Source organism: Streptomyces sp. NPDC018263, assembly GCF_055562575.1.
Map to the genome: position 1 here is coordinate 69,022 of NZ_JBVHFA010000006.1, position 18,350 is coordinate 87,371.

Sequence of the window (18,350 nt, forward strand, 5' to 3'; positions counted from 1 at the left end):
ACGGGGAGTGACGAGAGATATCACCGTATTTCATCAATCACGGTTACAGCTAGTGACTTTGACATCGCTCGGTGCGACCATTTATTGGCATGACGACCAACGGGGGCCATGAGCCCGTCTTCTGCACGATCGTGCCGCCGCACCTCCTCGACAAGCTCGCGCGCGACTCCGACCCGGCCCTGTCCGGCCCGGCCCGCCGCTCCCTGGAGCGGGACGCGCTGGAGCGCACCCGCCGCCGGCTGACCACCGTGATCGACCGGCAGGCGGCTGCCGCCGACACGGCCGCGCCCGCCGAGGGGGACCAGCCGAACCGGACGATCTTCGACGCCGGGCACAAACAGGACCTCCCCGGCAGGAAGGTCCGCGCCGAGGGCTCCGAGCCCGGCTCCGACGCCACGGTCAACCGGGCCTACGCGGGCCTGGGCGCCACCTTCGAGCTGTATCTGAAGGTGTACGGCCGCCACTCCATCGACGGCCGGGGCCTCCCGCTCAACGCCACGGTCCACTTCGACAAGGACTACGACAACGCCTTCTGGAACGGCGAGCAGATGGTGTTCGGCGACGGGGACGGCGAGATCTTCCTCGACTTCACCATCCCGGTCGACGTCATCGGCCACGAACTCACCCACGGCGTCACGCAGTACACCGCCAACCTCGCCTACTTCGGCCAGTCCGGCGCGCTCAACGAGTCGCTGTCCGACGTGTTCGGCTCGCTGATCAAGCAGTACACGCTCCGCCAGACCGCCGCCGACGCGGACTGGCTGATCGGCGCCGGACTGCTCGCCCCGCGCGTCCAGGGCCAGGCCCTGCGCTCGATGAAGGCACCGGGCACCGCCTACGACGACGACGTGCTCGGCAAGGACCCCCAGCCGGCCGACATGCAGCACTACGTGCACACCGGGCGGGACAACGGCGGCGTGCACATCAACTCCGGCATCCCCAACCACGCCTTCTACATCGCGGCCACCGCGATCGGCGGCTACGCCTGGGAGAAGACCGGCCAGATCTGGTACGACGTGCTGACCGGCGGCAAGCTCAAGGAGGACGCCCAGTTCGCCGACTTCGCCACCCTGACCGTGCGGGCCGCCCGCGAGCGGTTCGGCGCGGGCGGCGAACTCCAGGCGGTGGAGAAGGCGTGGGAGGAAGTGGGGGTGGAGACGCTGTAGCCGTCGTGCCGGACACTGGGGCCATGCGTATCCAAGTACGGCGTACGGGCGGCTTCGCGGGCATCGAGCGGCAGGCCGAGGTGGACACCTCGGGGCGGGCCGACGCGGCGGAGTGGCGCACCCTGGCCGACCAGGCCCTGGCCGACCAGGCCCTGGCCGCCGCGCCGGGCACCCCGGTTCCGGGCGTCCCCGACGGCTTCCACTACGAGATCACGGTGGACGGCCACACCGTCCACGCGGCCGACCCCCGGCTGACCGAGGCGCAGCGGGAGCTGGTGTCGCGCGTATTGAAGGAGGGGGCCTAGGGGGTGTCTCGTCGGCCCGGAGCGACGCGGCGTTGACGCGGTGGGGGCCCGGTGCGGATGATCCGGGCCATGGTGACGGACGCGCACGGCCCTCTCCCCCGCTTCCCCGACGGCTTCCTGTGGGGGGTGTCGACCTCCGCGCACCAGATCGAGGGCGCCGCCGACCTGCGCGAACCCTCGGTGTGGGACGTGTTCACCGCCGAGCCCGGCCGGGTGAAGGACGGGTCGACGGCCGCCGTGGCCTGCGACCACTACCACCGCTACCCGGAGGACGTGGCCCTGCTGGCCGGCCTCGGCGTGGACGCGTACCGCTTCTCGGTCTCGTGGCCGCGCGTGAACTCCCCGGGCGGTCTGGACTTCTACGACCGGCTGGTGGACGCGCTGTGCGAGGCGGGGGTCCAGCCGGTGCCGACGCTGTTCCACTGGGATCTGCCGGCCGGTCTCGACTGGCTGGACCGGGACACCGCGTACCGGTTCGCGGACCACGCCTTCGGTGTCGCGGACCGGCTCGGGGACCGCGTGCCCCGCTGGATCACCCTCAACGAGCCCGCCGAGCACACCCTGCTGGGCCACGCCCTCGGCACCCACGCCCCCGGTCGCGCCCTGCTCTTCGACGCGCTCCCCGCCGCCCACCACCAGCTCCTCGCGCACGGCCTGGCGGTACAAGCGCTGCGCGCGGCCGGGAAGAGCGGCATCGGCATCGCCAACTCCCACTCCCCCGTGGAGCCCGCCTCCGCCGACCCGGCGGACGTGGAGGCGGCCGTCTTCTACGACCTGCTCCTCAACCGCCTCTTCGCGGAGCCCGTCCTGCTGGGCCAGTACCCCGACGGCACGGCCGCGCTGATGCCCGAGGGCGCGGAGGACGACCTGCGGATCATCGCGGAGCCGCTCGACTGGTACGGGATCAACTACTACGCCCCGGCGCGCGTGGGCGCCCCGGAGGAGAACCCCACCGAGTTCGGCGGGGTGAGCCTGCCCGGCGGACTCCCCTTCTCACTGCGGGAGTTCGAGGGTGTCCCGGTGACCGACTTCGGCTGGCCGGTCGTCCCCGAGGCGCTGACCGGCCTGCTGACCGGGCTCCGGGACCGCTACGGCGACCGGCTCCCGCCCCTCGTCATCACCGAGAACGGCTGCTCGTACGAGGGGCTGGACGACCAGGACCGCATCGCCTACCTGGACGGCCATGTCCGCGCGGTGCACGCCGCGCTCGCCGAAGGGGTCGACGTGCGCGGCTACTTCGTCTGGTCGCTGCTGGACAACTTCGAGTGGGCCGAGGGCTACGCCCGCCGCTTCGGCCTGGTGGACGTGGACTTCGCCACGCTGCGGCGCACCCCGAAGGCGTCGTACCGCTGGTACCGGGACCTGCTGCGGGCGCAGCGCTGACCAGTCGAAGGGGCAGGGCTCAGAACCCGAGCTTGCGGAGCTGCTTGGGGTCGCGCTGCCAGTCCTTGGCGACCTTCACATGGAGGTCGAGGAAGACGGGCGTGCCGAGCAGGGCCTCGATCTGCTTGCGGGACTTGATGCCCACGTCCTTCAGCCGCTTGCCCTTGGGGCCGATGATGATCCCCTTCTGGCTGGGCCGCTCGATGTAGACGTTGGCGTGGATGTCGAGCAGCGGCTTGTCGGCCGGGCGGTCCTCGCGCGGGAGCATCTCCTCCACGACGACGGCGATGGAGTGCGGCAGCTCGTCGCGCACGCCCTCCAGCGCGGCCTCGCGGATCAGCTCCGCGATCATGACCTGCTCGGGCTCGTCGGTGAGGTCGCCCTCGGGGTAGAGCGCCGGGCCCTCGGGGAGCAGCGGCACGATCAGGTCGGCCAGCAGGCCCACCTGCTTGCCGCCGGTCGCGGAGACCGGCACGATCTCGGCCCACTCGAAGCCCAGCTCCTTGCCGAGCTGGTCGATGGCGATGAGCTGCTCGGCGAGGGTCTTGGAGTCGACCAGGTCGGTCTTGGTGACGATGGCGACCTTGGGGGTCTTCTTGATCCCGGCCAGCTCCTTGGCGATGAAGCGGTCGCCGGGGCCGATCTTCTCGTTCGCCGGGAGGCAGAAGCCGATCACGTCGACCTCGGCCCAGGTGGTGCGCACCACGTCGTTGAGCCGCTCGCCCAGCAGGGTGCGCGGCTTGTGGAGGCCGGGGGTGTCGACCAGGATCAACTGGGCGTCGTCCCGGTGCACGATGCCGCGCACGGTGTGCCGGGTGGTCTGCGGCTGGTCGGCGGTGATGGCCACCTTCTGCCCGACCAGAGCGTTCGTGAGGGTGGACTTGCCCGCGTTGGGACGGCCCACGAAGCACGCGAAGCCTGCGCGGTGGGCATTCTCGCCCGACCGCTCGGATGACTGGGTACGAACGCTCATGCCGACCATTCTCCCTGATCCGCGAGCCCGTGCCGCACGGGCGTCCGCCACACCCCCGCGACCAGCGTCTCAGGCTCCCGGAGCGGGCCGAAACACCCCGGAAACGCCCCTGTAGGCGACCGGAAACGCGCACCCGTGACCCTCTGACGAGCCCGCTCCCCCGGATCACTGGAGACGCCCGTGACCCTCGCCGCCGCCCACGCGGACACCGGTGACACCGCCTGGCTGCTCGCCGCCACCGCCCTGGTGCTGCTGATGACACCGGGCCTGGCCCTGTTCTACGGCGGCATGGTCCGCGCGAAGAGCGTCCTCAACATGCTGATGATGAGCTTCGTGTCCATCGCCCTGGTCACCGTGGTCTGGCTGGCGGCCGGCTACTCCCTCGCCTTCACCGGTGACCTCGGCGGCGGCCTGCTCGGCGGGCTGGAGAACGCGGGCATGGCCGGGGTGGGCCCGGCCAGTCTGCACGGCACGGTCCCCACCCTGCTCTTCGCCACCTTCCAGCTCACCTTCGCCGTCATCACGGCCGCCCTGATCAGCGGCGCGGTCGCGGACCGCACCCGGTTCGGGGCGTGGCTGGTGCTGGTGCCGGTGTGGACGCTGCTCGTATACGTTCCGGTCACGCACTGGGTGTGGGGGCCGGGAGGGTGGATCGGCGCGAAGCTGGGGGCGCTGGACTTCGCGGGCGGTCTGCCGGTGGAGATCACGTCCGGGGCCTCGGGGCTCGCGCTGTGTCTGGTGCTCGGACCCCGGCTGGGCTTCAAGAAGGACGCCATGCGCCCGCACAGCCTTCCCATGGTCATGCTCGGTGCCGGACTGCTCTGGTTCGGCTGGTTCGGCTTCAACGCGGGCTCCGCGCTCGGCGCGAACGGCCTCGCGGCGGCCGCCTTCCTCAACACCATGGCCGCCGGCTGCACCGGCTTGCTGGGCTGGCTCCTGGTCGAGCAGAAGCGGGACGGCCACCCCACCACCCTGGGCGCCGCCTCCGGCGCGGTCGCGGGCCTGGTCGCCATCACCCCGTCCTGCGGCACGGTCTCACTGCTGGGCGCGCTGGTCGTCGGCCTGGCGGCGGGGGTGGTCTGCTCGTACGCGGTGGGCTGGAAGTTCAAGCTGAACTACGACGACTCCCTCGACGTCGTCGGCGTCCACCTGGTCGGCGGGGTGATCGGCACGCTGCTGATCGGCCTGTTCGCGGACAGGGCCATGACCGGCGGCCCGGAGGGGCTGCTGTACGGCGGCGGGCTCGCGCTGCTGGGCCGGCAGCTCGTCGCGGTCCTCGCGGTCGCCGGGTACGCCTTCGCGGTGACGTACGGGCTCGGCAGGCTGCTGGACCGCACGCTGGGGCTGCGCGCGAGCGAGGAGGAGGAGCGCACCGGGCTCGACCTTACGGTGCACGCCGAGACGGCCTACGATCACGGGGTCCTGGGCCATGGCGCCCCCGTCCGGAAAGCCGAGAGCCCCCTATGAAGCTGATCACCGCCGTCGTGAAGCCCTACCGCCTGGACGAGGTGAAGTCCGCCCTCCGCGACCTCGGCATCGACGGCCTCACCGTCACCGAGGCCAGCGGCTACGGCCGCCAGCGCGGCCACACCGAGGTCTACCGGGGCGCGGAGTACGTGGTCGATCTCGTCCCCAAGGTCCGCCTGGAGCTGGTCGTCGAGGACGCGGTGACCGAGGACGCGATCGACGCGATCGTGCGGGCCGCGAGGACGGGCAAGATCGGCGACGGCAAGGTGTGGTCGGTACCGGTGGAGACGGTCGTGCGGGTGAGGACGGGCGAGCGGGGACCGGACGCGCTGTAACCGGTCCACGGTCGCTCGATGTCAGTCAGTCGTGGCCTTCGACCTGACAACTCCGTCAGCACCGGCGAGCAGTACGGGCGTACCCATGCCCCCGAGGTCGCCCACGGCGGCCAGGTCCTCCGCCGGGACACCCTCCGCCTCGCTGACGACGGCCGCCGCCTCCAGGGACTCCGCTCCGGACGCCACCGCCATGGCGACAGCCGTGCGCAGGGCGCTGAGCTGGAGCGAGGGGAGGGACACGGAACCGGCCGCGTACGTCCGCCCGGTGGAGTCCCGTACGGCGGCCCCCTCCGGGACGCCGTTCCGGGCCCGTACCGACCGGGCCAGGGTCACGATCTTGCGGTCCTCGGGGTCAAGCTCGTTCTCGCTCATGCCCCGAGCATACGAACCCCCTCGGACCCGTTCGCCAGCCACTCCAGCTTCGCCGCGGTGTCCGCCTCCGGCAGCGGGGTGTGCAGCACGATCAGCAGGTCGGGCCGGGCCGGCACCTGCATGGCGGTGGACTCCACGGCCAGCAGCCCGGCACGGGGATGCATCAGCTCCTTGCGGATCTGCCCCTGGTCCTCGATGTCCCGCTCGGCCCACAGGGCGTTGAACTCCGGGCTCAGAGCGCTCACTTCGTCCAGCACCGCCCGGAACCCCTCGTCGTCGGGGTGCGCAGCGCAGGCGGCCCGGAACTGCGCGACGACCGTACGCGCGTTGGTCTCCCAGCTCAGGGTGCGGCTGCGGAACAGCGGGTCGGCGAAGAAGTCGACCAGGCAGTTCCGGGGGGTGGAACCCTCCCCCATGCCGAACACCGCGGTCGCCGCCGCGTTGTACATCACGCAGTTGTAGTAGCGGTCCATGATGTGCGCCGGATACGGCATCCAGGTGTCGATCAGCCGTCGCAGCCCGTCGCACATGTCCCGACGGGACGAGACGAGGTCGGGCGCGGGCGGGTTGAGCCCCGCCAGCAGGTACAGGTGCCGCCGCTCGGCGTCGCTCAGCCGCAGCACCCGCGAGACCGCGTCGAGCACCTGCGGGGAGACGGAGATGTCCCGCCCCTGCTCCAGCCACTGGTACCAGGAGGCGCCCACCCCGGCCAGCACCGCGACCTCCTCCCGGCGCAGACCGGGCGTGCGGCGCCGGGGTCCGCCGAAGGGCAGTCCGGCCTCCTGCGGGGTGATCCGGGCGCGCCGGGTCATCAGGAACTCCCGCAGCTCACTGCGCCGTTCACTGCGCCGTTCGCTTCTCGGCACGCTCGCCGTACCCGCCGTCGCAGCCACGTCCCGCTCCCCCTCGTCGCCGTGTCTGGTGGTGCCACCACCACCATAAGTTCCGACTCCCCACGTTTCTTCCGGCCGTCGGAAGCTCTTTGCCATGGCGATCGACACCCCAGTCCCCGTAACTCCCCCCACCGGCCCGCCCGTCGGCCCCGTCCGGCTCTCGGCGCGGGACCGGCTCGTCCTGTTCGTGCTGTGCGCGGCCCAGTTCATGGTCGCCCTCGACTTCTCGGTGCTGAACGTGGCGCTGCCCGAGCTGGGCACCGGCCTCGGCATGAGCCGCTCGGCGCTGCAGTGGGCGGTCACCGCGTTCGCGCTGCCCTCCGGCGGCTTCCTGCTGCTGTTCGGCCGCGTCGGCGACCTCTACGGCCGCCGCAAGCTGTTCCTCACCGGTCTCGCCCTGTTCGGCGCCGCCTCGCTGCTGGCGGCGCTGGCCTGGGACCCGGCGTCCTTCCTCACCGGCCGCGCCCTCCAGGGGCTCGGCGCGGCGGCGATCGTGCCGACCGGCATGTCGCTGCTGACGACCACTTTCCCCGAGGGCCCGGCCCGCGACCGCGCGCTCGGCATCTCCGGCACGCTGCTGTCGCTGGGCTTCACCATCGGCATGGTCGCGGGCGGGGTGCTGACCGACACTCTCGGCTGGCGCTCCACGATGGCGCTGCTGGCGGTGTTCGCGCTGATCGTGCTGCCGCTGGCGCCGGGCCTGCTGCCCGAGTCCCGCACCCCGGAGCGCCCCCGGCTGGACGTGCCCGGCGCGGTCACCGTCACCACCGGCCTGCTGTCCCTGGTCTACGCGCTGTCCACCGCCGCCGACCGGGGCTTCGGCCACCCGGACGTGCTGACCGCCCTGGTGGCGGGGCTCGCGCTGCTGACCGCGTTCACCGTGATCGAGTCCCGTACGGCCGCGCCGCTGGTCTCGCTGCCGATGCTGCGCCGCCGGACGGTGGCGTGGGGCAACCTGGGCGGGCTGGTGACGTTCTCGATGATGTCGACCGTGGTGTTCGTGCTGACCCTGTACCTCCAGGAGGTGCTGCGGCTGACGGCGTTCGAGACCGGGCTGGTCTTCGGGGTGCAGGGCGTGCTGTCGGCGGTGGCGGGCGTCTTCGCGCCGCGGGTGATCGGCCGGTTCGGCGCGCGCCGGGTGCTGGTCGGCTCGCTGACCGGGCAGGGCCTCCTGGTCGCCGCCCTGCTGCCGCTGAACGCCGAGGGCTGGTCGGTGTGGCCGGCCGTGACCGCCGTGTCCCTGGCCAGCATGTGCCACCTCGGCGCGATCGTCTCGTACGGCCTGACCGTCACCTCGGGCGTGCCGGACGGTGAACAGGGGCTGGCCACCGGGCTGGTGACCTCCACCCAGCAGGTCGGCCTCACCGTCGGCGTGCCCCTGCTGGGCGTGCTGGCCACCACCTCCGGCGACCTGCTGGCCGGGGTCCACACGGTGATCGCGCTGGACGCGGTGGTCGTGCTCGGCGCGGCCGTCCTGATCGCCCTCGGGCTGCGTCCCGTAAGGGCGTGACCCTCAGTCCAGGGTCTGGGTGATCGCGCTGCGCGCGGCCGTGTGCTCGACGCGGCCGCGCGCGCCGTTGACCAGCGGCAGATACGGGGCGACATGCCCGCACTCCACGTCGGCGACGATCGGCACGCCCAGCGGGCCGAGCGCGTCGAGCACCGCCTCGTGCTGGGTCAGGGTGGAGCTGTCCGGGGCCTTGGTGCGGCCGACCAGGATCGCGGCGGCCCGGTCGAAGAACCCGGCGAGCCGCATCCCGTGCAGGTTCCGGCAGATGGAGAACGCGCTGTCCTCGCAGGCTTCCACATAGACCAACAGCGGTTCACCGGGCGCGAGTCCGGCGGTGTCCAGGTACGGCGTCCCCGCGAGGTTGGCCAGGATCTCGACGCAGCCGCCGATCAGGCGCCCGCTCACGTCCACGTCCCCGGTGCCGTCCAGCCGGGTCCAGGTGCCCTCGGTGTCCAAGCCCGGATCGCGGACCTCGGGGTGGCGGGCGAAGTCGTCCCAGCCGCCGGAGCGGTGGCGGCCGGGCGGGGTCTGGGTGAACGGGCCGCCCTGCGGCGCCTCGACGACTTCCGGCCAGGACAGCAGGCCCCCGGGTGTCCCGTAGGGGGTGTCCATGAGGTTGTTGCCGTGCACGGTGGCCCAGCCGGACAGCAGGGTCAGGGGCGCGAGCAGGCCGGAGACGTCGGAGTAGCCGACGACCCAGGTCGGCTCGGCCCGCCCGATCTCCGCGAAGTCCAGCAGCGGCAGCAGGTCGATGCCGGTCTCGCCGCCCCACGGGGGCACCACGGCGCGGATCTCGGGGTCGGTGAGCATCGCGGTGAGTTCGGCGGCCCGCTCGGCGGCCGGGGCGCTGAGGTGGCCGGAGCCGTCCATGCACCGGCCCACCGTCACCTCGTACCCGCGCTCCCTCAGGTCGGCCACGGCCACGTCGAGCCGGCCGCGCAGGGCGTCCGGGACGCCACTGGAGGGCGAGGTCACGCCGATACGGTCTCCGGGGCGCGGGTAGCGAGGGCTCATGCGGCGGATTCTGACACGGAGTCAGGGCGCACCCGTAGGGGTTTTCAGGGGCGGTCGAGTTTCAGCCGCTCGGCCCTCGGCAGGCCCGCGACGACGAGGTCGTAGGAGTCCTCGACCAGTTCCTTGACGAGGGCGTCGGGCAGGCCGGAGCCGGAGCCGGTGTCCACCGTGACGGTGTTCCAGTGCCGCTTGTTCATGTGATAGCCCGGCACGATCAGGCCCTCGTGGTCGGCGCGGAGGCGCGGGGCGTCCTCCGGGTCGCACTTGAGGTTGACCGTCAGGGGCCGCGCGTCCAGTGCCGCGAGGGCGAACATCTTGCCCAGCACCTTGAAGACCGAGGTGTCCGGGTTGAAGGGGAACTCCTCCTTCGCCGCGTTGAAGGACAGGCAGAGGGCGCGCAGCTCCTGGGGCTTCATTCCGTGCTCTCCTCCCGCGCCGGGACCCCGGCGGGCTCGACCAGTACCGTCACGATCTTGTTCCGGCGACCGGCGGCGGCCTCGGCGGTCAGCTTCAGCCGTCGCCCGTCGGGCAGTTCGACCTCGGCGCTCGCGCCGGCGATGGGCACGCGGCCCAGGGCCTTCGCGAGCAGTCCGCCTACGGTTTCCACGTCCTCGTCGTCGTACTCCTCCAGCCCGTACAGCTCGCCGAGGTCGGTGATGTCCAGGCGGGCGGTGACCCGGTGGCGGCCCTCGCCGAGGTCCTCCACGGGCGGGAGTTCACGGTCGTACTCGTCGGTGATCTCGCCGACGATCTCCTCCAGGATGTCCTCGATGGTGACGATCCCGGCCGTGCCGCCGTACTCGTCGATGACGACGGCGACGTGGTTGCGTTCCTTCTGCATCTCGCGCAGCAGGTCGCCCGCGTTCTTGGTGTCGGGGACGAAGACGGCGGGGCGCATCGCGGTGGAGACCAGGTCGTTCTCGGCGTCGCGGTTGATGTGCGTCTTGCGGACCAGGTCCTTGAGATACACGATGCCGACGATGTCGTCCTCGCTCTCCCCGGTGACCGGGATGCGGGAGAACCCGGAGCGCAGGGCGAGGGTCAGGGCCTGCCGGATGGTCTTGTACCGCTCGATGACGACGAGGTCGGTGCGCGGGACCATCACCTCGCGGACCAGGGTGTCGCCCAGCTCGAACACGGAGTGCACCATGCGGCGCTCCTCGTCCTCGATCAGCGACTCCTGCTCGGCGAGGTCGACCATCGCGCGCAGCTCCGCCTCGGAGGCGAAGGGGCCGCGCCGGAAGCCCTTGCCGGGGGTGAGCGCGTTGCCGATGAGGATCAGCAGCGAGGGCACCGGGCCCATCACGCGGGCCAGCGGCAGCAGCACGTAGGCGGCCGCGGTGGCGGTGCTCAGCGGATGCTGGCGGCCGATGGTGCGGGGCGAGACGCCGACGGCGACGTACGACACCAGCACCATCACGGCGATGGCGACCAGCAGGGCCTGCCAGGTGGCGTCGAAGGCGCGCAGGCAGGCGTAGGTGACGAGGGCGGCGGCGGCCATCTCGCAGGCGACGCGGAGCAGCAGCGCCACGTTGAGATAGCGGGTGGGGTCGGCGGCGACCTGCGCCAGCTTGGCGCTGCCCCGGCGGCCGGCCTTGACGGCCTCCTCGGCGCGGAAGCTGGAGACGCGGGCGATGCCCGCCTCGGCGCAGGCGGCGAGCCAGGCCACGACGATCAGCGCGACCGCGCCGATCACGATCTGCGGACTCATCGAGGTACCGGCCGCCCTACGAGACGGTCGGCGCCGGGGACGGCCCGGTGAGGCCGCGCTCGGCCCGCCAGCCGTCGACGATGGCGGCCTGGAGGCCGAACATCTCGGCCTTCTCGTCCGGCTCCTCGTGGTCGTAGCCGAGGAGGTGCAGCACGCCGTGGACGGTGAGGAGCTGGAGTTCCTCGTCCATGGAGTGCTGGGTGGGCGCGTCCTTGCCCTGCTGGGCCGCGACCTCCGGGCACAGGACGATGTCGCCGAGGAGGCCCTGCGGGGGCTCCTCGTCGTCCTTGCCCGGCGGCCGCAGCTCGTCCATCGGGAACGACATGACGTCCGTCGGTCCCGGCAGGTCCATCCACTGGATGTGGAGCTGCTCCATGGCATCGGCGTCCACGACGATCACCGACAGTTCGGAGAGCGGGTGGATGCGCATCCGGGCGAGCGCGTAGCGGGCGATGTCGAGGACCGCCTGCTCGTCCACCTCGGTGCCGGATTCGTTGTTGACGTCGATCGACATGGTCGTGCTGGTCTACTTCCCCTTGGAGCCCTTGGCACCGGATCTGCCCGTGCCCTGGCCGTTGTCGTACTTCTCGTACGCGTCGACGATACGGCCCACGAGCTTGTGCCGGACGACGTCCTGGGAGGAGAGCCGGGAGAAGTGGACGTCCTCGACGCCCTCCAGGATGTCCTGCACCTGACGCAGACCGCTCTTGGTGCCGCCGGGGAGGTCGACCTGGGTGACGTCACCGGTGATGACGATCTTCGAGTCGAAGCCGAGGCGGGTGAGGAACATCTTCATCTGCTCGGGGCTGGTGTTCTGGGCCTCGTCCAGGATGATGAAGGCGTCGTTCAGGGTTCTGCCGCGCATGTACGCCAGGGGGGCGACCTCGATCGTGCCCGCCGCCATCAGACGCGGGATCGAGTCGGGGTCGAGCATGTCGTGCAGCGCGTCGTAGAGCGGGCGCAGGTACGGGTCGATCTTCTCGTACAGGGTGCCGGGGAGGAAGCCGAGGCGTTCGCCGGCCTCGACCGCGGGGCGGGTCAGGATGATGCGGTTGACCTGCTTGGACTGGAGCGCCTGCACGGCCTTCGCCATGGCGAGGTAGGTCTTGCCGGTACCGGCGGGGCCGATGCCGAAGACGATGGTGTGCTTGTCGATGGCGTCGACGTAGCGCTTCTGGTTCAGGGTCTTGGGGCGGATGGTGCGGCCGCGCGAGGACAGGATGTTCTGCGTCAGCACCTCGGCCGGGGTCTCGGGACCGTCGCTCGTCCCGCTTTCGCTCGCCTTGAGCATGGCGATCGAGCGTTCCACCGCATCCTCCGTCATCGGCTGCCCGGTGCGGAGCACCAGCATCATCTCGTCGAACACACGCTGGATCAGGGCGACTTCCGCCGGGTCGCCGACCGCGCTGATCTCATTGCCCCGGACATGGATGTCGGCCGCCGGGAAAGCCTTCTCGATCACGCGCAGGAGGGAGTCGCCGGAGCCCAGCACGGTCACCATCGGGTGCTGTGCGGGAACGCTGATCCGTGCTCTCGCCTGGTCCTGCGCGGAGGTGTGAGCTGTCGGTGTCTGAGTCATGGGCCGGCGCTGATGGCCTGCGATTCCTCCTCATCCCGGCCACCCCCAACGGCGACCTCGGCCCCTCCAGCCTACGCCGCTCCCCCGTCAACCCCGCAGCGCTTTTCACCCACGAGAGTGCCTGCGGCGCCTGGGCGGGTGGCGGAGCGGGCAACGTGTGGCTCCCGGCAGGTGCCGAGCGCCTGTGGCGGAGCAGGTGCTGTCGGTCCGCGCCTCCGTGGTCCGGCACGGCCGGTCCGCGCGAGCCTGGTCCCTACGGTGCGATGACGCGGCCAGGCACAGTCAAACCGTGCCACCGCTGCTTCGACGGACCGCCTCGCGGCCGCCTGCGCCTGGACTCGTCGGACGGCGAGCGACGCAGGGCGGCCGGGGTGGGGCGCCGACCGGCATTCGGCTTCTTGGTCGGCAGGGGGGCGGCTCGGGTGGCGAGTCCCTCGGTCGGGTCGCCGTAGGCGTTACGCATTGCGGCCGAAGCCGATCGTGGGGACTGCTCGGCGGAGGGGCCAGGGGCGGTCTAGGTGGGTGGGGATCAGGGGGTCCAGGAAGGCGTAGCGGCGCAGGGCGGCGGGGTTCTGGGTGTCGAGGGACTGCACCCGGCGCCACCAGGCGCCGATCTCGGACCAGCCGGGGGCGGAGAGGGAGCCGCCGAACTCCTGGACGGAGAGGGCGGCGGTGAGGCCGGCGAGGGCGAGGCGGTCGGCGAGGGGCCAGCCGGCGAGGGTGCCGGTGACGAAGCCGGCCACGAAGACGTCCCCGGCGCCGGTGGGGTCGAGGGCCTCCACCGCGATGGCGGGCACCTCGGCGGTCTCGCCGGTGCGCCGGTCCACCGCGTACGCGCCCTCCGCGCCGAGGGTGACGACCGCGACCGGTACGTGTTCGGTGAGGGCGTGCGCGGCCGCCTTGGGGCAGGTGGAGCCGGTGTACCGCATCGCCTCCTCCGCGTTGGGCAGGAACGCCTCGCAGTGCTCCAGGTCGGCGAGCCCGGCCAGGTCCCACGCACCGGTGTCGTCCCACCCGACGTCGGCGAAGATCCGGGTCCCCTTACGGGCGGCCTGCGCGATCCAGGGCGCCCGGCGCCCCGGCGTGAGGGAGGCGACGGCGGCACGCGCGGGCGGCGGGCAGTCGGGCGCGGGCTCCTCCGGCGGCGGCTCGTGCCCGTGGGAGATCATCGTGCGCTCCCCCTCGTACGCCATGGAGACGGTCACCGGCGAGTGCCAGCCGGGCACCGTGCGCGAGGGGGTGAGGTCGATGCCCTCGCCCCGCGCGAGCGCGTCCCAGCAGTACTCCCCGTAGTGGTCGTCCCCGAAGGCCGCCGCCAGCGAGGTGCGCAGGCCGAGGCGGGCCAGCGCGGCGGCCATGTTGGCGACGCCGCCGGGGCTGGAGCCCATCCCGCGCGCCCAGGACTCGGTACCGCGCACGGGGGCGGTGTCCAGGCCGGTGAAGACGATGTCGAGGAAGACGGTGCCGGTGAGATAGACGTCCCAGGGCGGATCGCCGGGTGCGCGCAGCGCGGCCAGCGGGTCGACCTGGGCCTGGTGGCGCGCTGTCTGGGTGAGGTGCTCCGGGTCGCCTCCGGTTTCCTCTCCGGCGATCGCGTGGGACGGCATCAGTGCGGGCTCCCTGACGTGGTACGGATCTGGCCAGTGTGCACCACCGACCGGCCGGTGACCGAGGCTTCGGCGGCCGGAATCCGATGGTTCCAGGGGGCTCGCGGGGTCGCGCCGGGTCACCAGCGGGGCATCACCGGCGTCCGCCGGTCCGGGTGCGCGACGCGCATCGCCGCGCTGTCGTCGCGGTCGCGCAGGGCGCCGTCGTCCGACGCCCGGCGCTCGTGGAGACGGGCGAGCGCATCACGGTCGAGGTCGACGCCCGCGAGCGCGGCCACCTGGGCCGTCCATGGGCGGAACGCAGGGCGGCGTGCGCACGGAAGGCGGGAGTACCGGGGAGTGCGCGGAAGCAGGCGGGCGCGGAGCGGGGGCGCGCAACGAAGAGCCCCACCCCGCCCGGAGGCGGGATGGGGCTCTGTTCGGAGCGCCGGGCAGGCCTTGCACCTGCATTTCCCCGCAGGAAGCGGGGCGTCTTTCCTTGGACCACCAACGCACTGTCCGCCACCGGGAGTTACGGCGACCGCGACGTGAACAACCATAACCCATCCCGGAGTTCTGTGCGATCACCGTCCGAGCGTTCGAGCGCGAAATCAAACGTGCTTACCCGCCGGGACACGGCCCAAACGTGATAGTGATCTGAATCACATCGGCCCGGCTTCTTCTCGAAACCGCGTGCTTGATACAACTTGCTCGCGCGCTCCCGTCGAACAGACGGCCGTCGCCTTCCCCCCTCTTTCACTCCTCGTCGAGCTGTCGCTCACGCCTGCCCTGGGAACGCCCGTGTTCGCCCCCCGCTCCATGCCCTGGCCCCTCGTCGCCCTTTTCACGGCCGGGTACCTCGCCTCGTATCTGCTGCCGACCACGGTCGGCCGTCTCGACAGCGCGCTGCCGCTGTCCGCCACGCAGGCCGGTGCCATCGGCAGTGCCCTGCTGCTGAGTTCGGCCTCGGCCGGGTTCACGCTGGCCGCCCGCGTGGACCGGTTCGGCGCCCGCGCGCTGGCCCGGCTGGGGCTCGTCCTGGCCGCCCTCGGCTACGGCTCGGCCGCCCTCACCGACTCCGTCCCCGCCGTGGTGGTGGGCGCGGTCGTCGGCGGGTTCGGCTCGGGCACGATGACGGCGGTCGCCGCGAGCGGCATCGCCGCCGGACGCGATCCGCACCGGGCCACCACGTCCGGGCTGCTGGTGGTCTCGGCCCTGGCGGGCGCCCTCTATCTGACGATCCCGCGCCTCGGTCCGGGGCACGGGCTGCCGCTCGGCGCGGTCGCGCTGACCGCGCTCGCGGTGTGGCCGTTCACCGGCCGGCTGCCCGCCCGTACCGCCCCGGCGGCCGGTTTCGACGGCATACGCCGGCCGCTCCCCCACCGCCGGGCCGGAATGCTGCTGGCCGCGACGATGCCGTGCTGGTCGCTGGCGCAGAACGCGCTGTGGGGCGTCAGCGGGCGCATCGGCCTCGGGCAGGCGCACCTCACCGAGATCACGGTCGGCGCGGTGTTCGCCATAGCGCTCGGCGCCGGGCTGCTCGGCGTGGTCGGCGCGGGCGCGCTGGGCCCCCGGCTGGGCCGCGCGCTGCCGATCGGTCTGGGCACGGCGCTGATCGCGGGCTGCGTCGCGCTCAGCGCCTCGGCCACCGACCTGCCGTCCTTCGCGCTGGGCGAGATCGCGTGGAACCTCTGCTACCCGGTGGTGCTGTCCTACGTGATCAGCCTGGCCGCCGCGCTCGACACCCGCGGCCGCTGGGCGGTCCTGGTCGGCTCCGCCGCGTCGCTGGGCACGGCGGCCGGACCGCTGACCGGCAGCCTGCTGTCCGCCCACGCGGGCTTCCCGGTGATGGGCGAGATCCTGGCGGCGATACTGCTGCTGGCGGCGGTGCCGATGGCCGCGGTCGCGCTGCGCACGGCACCCCGCCGCCTGCGGGTGGTGGAGATCTCCCTGCGCCCGGCGCCCGTGCCGAACCTGGCCGTCACCGACGTCGCCGTCAGGGACACGCCGGTCACGGTCGGCGGGGCCACCGTCCGGGATCTGTCCGCCAAGGGCATCCCCGTCGTGCAGATCCCCTTCACCGACACCTCCGACGCGACCGTCCCCGCGTGACTACGCCCGCGCGTCCGGGAATTCGTACGCCTCGACCTCCGCCAGGTACCGCGCCCGGCGGGGCTCGTCGTCCTCCAGGAAGGAGGCGAGGAAGGAGTTGCGGGCCAGCTCGCGCAGCCGGTCCTCGCTCAGGCCGAGGGTCTGCTGGACGGCGGTGAAGTTGTCGCCCGCGTAGCCGCCGAAGTAGGCGGGGTCGTCGGAGTTCACCGTGCACATCAGCCCCGCCTCCAGCATCGCCGGGAGCGGGTGGTCGGCCAGCGTGTCGATGGTGCGCAGGCGGACGTTGGACAGCGGGCACAGGGTCAGCGGGATGCGGTCCCGGACCAGCCGCTCGACCAGCGCCGGGTCCTCCACGGAGCGCAGCCCGTGGTCGATCCGCTCCACCCCGAGCAGGTCGAGGGCCTGGACGACGTACTCCGGCGGCCCCTCCTCACCGGCGTGCGCCACGCGCCGCAGGCCGAGCGCGGCGGCGGCGGCGTAGACCTCGCGGAACTTCACCGGCGGGTGGCCCACCTCGGCGGAGTCCAGGCCGACCCCGGTGATCCGGTCCAGGTACGGCTTGGCGGCGTCCAGCGTGGCGAGCGCCGACTCGGCGGACTCGTCGCGCAGGAAGCACATGATCAGCTTCGTGGAGACGCCGTGGGTCTCCTCGCTGCGGCCCAGCGCCCGCCACAGCCCCTCGACCACGGTCCCCATCTCCACCCCGCGCGCGAGGTGGGCCTGCGGGTCGAAGAAGATCTCCGCGTGCCGCACACCCTGCGCGGCGGCGCGGGCCAGGTAGGCGTCGGCCAGCTCCTCGAAGTCCCGCTCGGTGCGCAGGACGGCCATCAGCTCGTAGTACAGGTTCAGGAAGGACTGGAGGTCCTCGAACCGGTACGCGTGGCGCAGCGCTTCGGTGTCGGCATAGGGAAGCTCGACGCCGTTGCGCTCGGCCAGACGGAACGCAAGTTCCGGCTCCAGCGTGCCTTCGATGTGCAGGTGCAGTTCAGCTTTGGGGAGGGGCATCGAAATATCGTACGCCCGCGCCCCGACGCTCAGCCGCGCTTGGGGAGCGGTACCCGGTCCAGGTCGCGGGCCACGGTCAGCTCGCCGGTGAACCCGGCGGCCCGGGCCTGCCGCTCGAACTCGGCGGGGTCGGAGTAGCGCTGGCTGAAGTGGGTGAGGACGAGGTGCCGCACCCCGGCGTCGCGGGCCACGGTCGCCGCCTGCCCGGCCGTCAGGTGGCCGTGTTCCTCGGCCAGCGTCACGTCCTCGTCCAGGAAGGTGGACTCGATGACGAGCAGGTCGCAGCCGTCGGCGAGGGCGTGCACGCCGGGGCAGAGCCGGGTGTCCATCACGAACGCGAACCGCTGCCCGCGCCGCGTCTCGCTGACCTCCTCCAGCGCGACCCCGCCGAGCGAGCCCTCCCGCTGGATACGGCCCACGTCGGGGCCCGCGATGCCGTGCGCGGCGAGGCGGTCTGGCAGCATCCGGAGCCGGTCGGGCTCGACAAGCCGGTAGCCGTAGGACTCCACCGGGTGGGAGAGGCCGTACGCCTCCAGCGTGTAGGAGGGGGTGATGGCCTGGGGGCCGTCGGTGTCGACGGGGGCCTCGACCAGGTCGACCGTCTCCCGGTAGGCGGTGGCGTACCGGAGCCGGTCGAAGAAGCGCTGCCCGGAGCGCGGGTAGTGCGCGGTGATCTCGTGCGGCACCCGGTCGAGGTTGATCCGCTGGATCACCCCGGCCAGGCCCAGGCTGTGGTCACCGTGGAAGTGGGTGACGCAGATCCGGTTCAGGTCGTGTGCGGCGACCCCGGCGCGCAGCATCTGCCGCTGGGTTCCCTCGCCGGGGTCGAAGAGGATGCCCTCGCCGTCCCAGCGCAGCAGATAGCCGTTGTGGTTGCGGTGCCGGGTCGGGACCTGGCTGGCGGTGCCGAGGACGACCAACTCGCGTACGGACATCAGG

18 protein-coding genes and 1 pseudogene are annotated in these 18,350 nt (G+C 72.3%); 7 read left to right on the forward strand and 12 right to left on the reverse strand.

Annotated features, from left to right (window positions below; translation table 11 throughout):
- The first annotated feature begins 89 nt into the window (after positions 1–89).
- The 3 genes from ACZ3HQ_RS18430 (at position 90) to ACZ3HQ_RS18440 (ending at position 2,854) form a co-directional block, all read left to right on the forward strand.
- On the forward strand, positions 90–1,166 hold the full coding sequence (locus tag ACZ3HQ_RS18430; protein ID WP_467512148.1) for a M4 family metallopeptidase: 1,077 nt from the start codon (positions 90–92) through the stop codon (positions 1,164–1,166).
- Positions 1,167–1,189: 23 nt separating this feature from the next.
- A complete protein-coding gene (locus tag ACZ3HQ_RS18435) occupies positions 1,190–1,471 on the forward strand; it encodes a protealysin inhibitor emfourin (protein WP_467512150.1) in 282 nt (93 codons plus the stop codon).
- 69 nt (positions 1,472–1,540) lie between these two features.
- A complete protein-coding gene (locus tag ACZ3HQ_RS18440) occupies positions 1,541–2,854 on the forward strand; it encodes a GH1 family beta-glucosidase (protein WP_467512152.1) in 1,314 nt (437 codons plus the stop codon).
- Between the two features lie 19 nt (positions 2,855–2,873).
- Here the strand turns inward: ACZ3HQ_RS18440 and era are convergent, their stop codons facing one another.
- Positions 2,874–3,827 carry a GTPase Era gene (gene era, locus ACZ3HQ_RS18445; RefSeq protein WP_030814808.1) on the reverse strand — a complete coding sequence of 318 codons (954 nt, stop codon included), beginning with the start codon at positions 3,825–3,827 and terminating at the stop codon, positions 2,874–2,876.
- 180 nt (positions 3,828–4,007) lie between these two features.
- Here era and ACZ3HQ_RS18450 point away from each other — a divergent pair, with 180 nt between their 5' ends.
- Both ACZ3HQ_RS18450 and ACZ3HQ_RS18455 read left to right on the forward strand, forming a co-directional pair.
- The gene (locus ACZ3HQ_RS18450) at positions 4,008–5,294 is read left to right on the forward strand and encodes an ammonium transporter (protein ID WP_467512155.1); all 1,287 of its coding nucleotides are present in this window, start codon (positions 4,008–4,010) and stop codon (positions 5,292–5,294) included.
- Positions 5,291–5,629, forward strand: a complete 339-nt coding sequence (locus ACZ3HQ_RS18455) for a P-II family nitrogen regulator (RefSeq protein ID WP_467512157.1) — start codon at positions 5,291–5,293, stop codon at positions 5,627–5,629. The genes ACZ3HQ_RS18450 and ACZ3HQ_RS18455 overlap by 4 nt, the downstream gene beginning before the upstream one ends.
- A gap of 21 nt (positions 5,630–5,650) precedes the next feature.
- On the opposite strand, the gene ACZ3HQ_RS18460 is transcribed toward ACZ3HQ_RS18455, so the two are convergent.
- Both ACZ3HQ_RS18460 and ACZ3HQ_RS18465 read right to left on the reverse strand, forming a co-directional pair.
- Complete coding sequence (locus ACZ3HQ_RS18460) at positions 5,651–6,001, reverse strand: cytidine deaminase (RefSeq protein ID WP_467512159.1); 351 nt, start codon at positions 5,999–6,001, stop codon at positions 5,651–5,653.
- Positions 5,998–6,813: a helix-turn-helix transcriptional regulator gene (locus tag ACZ3HQ_RS18465; protein ID WP_467512806.1), complete on the reverse strand. Its 816-nt coding sequence runs from the start codon at positions 6,811–6,813 to the stop codon at positions 5,998–6,000. The genes ACZ3HQ_RS18460 and ACZ3HQ_RS18465 overlap by 4 nt, the downstream gene beginning before the upstream one ends.
- A gap of 175 nt (positions 6,814–6,988) precedes the next feature.
- Between ACZ3HQ_RS18465 and ACZ3HQ_RS18470 the strand changes: the two genes are divergently transcribed.
- Positions 6,989–8,404, forward strand: a complete 1,416-nt coding sequence (locus tag ACZ3HQ_RS18470; RefSeq protein ID WP_467512161.1) for an MFS transporter — start codon at positions 6,989–6,991, stop codon at positions 8,402–8,404.
- Between the two features lie 3 nt (positions 8,405–8,407).
- Here ACZ3HQ_RS18470 and ACZ3HQ_RS18475 read toward each other — a convergent pair whose 3' ends face one another.
- The 7 genes and pseudogenes from ACZ3HQ_RS18475 to ACZ3HQ_RS18505 all read right to left on the reverse strand — a co-directional run.
- Positions 8,408–9,418 carry a S66 family peptidase gene (locus ACZ3HQ_RS18475; protein WP_467512163.1) on the reverse strand — a complete coding sequence of 337 codons (1,011 nt, stop codon included), beginning with the start codon at positions 9,416–9,418 and terminating at the stop codon, positions 8,408–8,410.
- Between the two features lie 44 nt (positions 9,419–9,462).
- Positions 9,463–9,834, reverse strand: a complete 372-nt coding sequence (locus ACZ3HQ_RS18480; RefSeq protein WP_467512165.1) for an MmcQ/YjbR family DNA-binding protein — start codon at positions 9,832–9,834, stop codon at positions 9,463–9,465.
- Positions 9,831–11,129 (reverse strand): hemolysin family protein, encoded by a 1,299-nt coding sequence (locus ACZ3HQ_RS18485; protein ID WP_467512167.1) that lies wholly within the window; start codon positions 11,127–11,129, stop codon positions 9,831–9,833. The genes ACZ3HQ_RS18480 and ACZ3HQ_RS18485 overlap by 4 nt, the downstream gene beginning before the upstream one ends.
- Positions 11,130–11,145: 16 nt before the next feature.
- Positions 11,146–11,643: an rRNA maturation RNase YbeY gene (gene ybeY / locus ACZ3HQ_RS18490; RefSeq protein WP_030814839.1), complete on the reverse strand. Its 498-nt coding sequence runs from the start codon at positions 11,641–11,643 to the stop codon at positions 11,146–11,148.
- A 12-nt stretch (positions 11,644–11,655) separates the two neighbouring features.
- The gene (locus ACZ3HQ_RS18495) at positions 11,656–12,708 is read right to left on the reverse strand and encodes a PhoH family protein (protein ID WP_467512169.1); all 1,053 of its coding nucleotides are present in this window, start codon (positions 12,706–12,708) and stop codon (positions 11,656–11,658) included.
- Between the two features lie 455 nt (positions 12,709–13,163).
- Positions 13,164–14,318 (reverse strand): carbohydrate kinase family protein, encoded by a 1,155-nt coding sequence (locus ACZ3HQ_RS18500; protein WP_467512808.1) that lies wholly within the window; start codon positions 14,316–14,318, stop codon positions 13,164–13,166.
- Between the two features lie 116 nt (positions 14,319–14,434).
- Positions 14,435–14,578, reverse strand: a pseudogene (locus tag ACZ3HQ_RS18505) (glucarate dehydratase); the annotation flags it as partial.
- A gap of 517 nt (positions 14,579–15,095) precedes the next feature.
- On the opposite strand from ACZ3HQ_RS18505, the gene ACZ3HQ_RS18510 reads away from it, so the two are divergent.
- Positions 15,096–16,406, forward strand: a complete 1,311-nt coding sequence (locus ACZ3HQ_RS18510) for an MFS transporter (protein ID WP_467512171.1) — start codon at positions 15,096–15,098, stop codon at positions 16,404–16,406.
- On the opposite strand, the gene ACZ3HQ_RS18515 is transcribed toward ACZ3HQ_RS18510, so the two are convergent.
- Entirely contained in the window at positions 16,407–17,411 is a 1,005-nt protein-coding gene (locus tag ACZ3HQ_RS18515) for an adenosine deaminase (protein WP_467512173.1), read from the reverse strand. It abuts the gene before it with no gap.
- A 29-nt stretch (positions 17,412–17,440) separates the two neighbouring features.
- Entirely contained in the window at positions 17,441–18,346 is a 906-nt protein-coding gene (locus ACZ3HQ_RS18520; protein ID WP_467512175.1) for a ribonuclease Z, read from the reverse strand.
- Positions 18,347–18,350 lie beyond the last annotated feature (4 nt).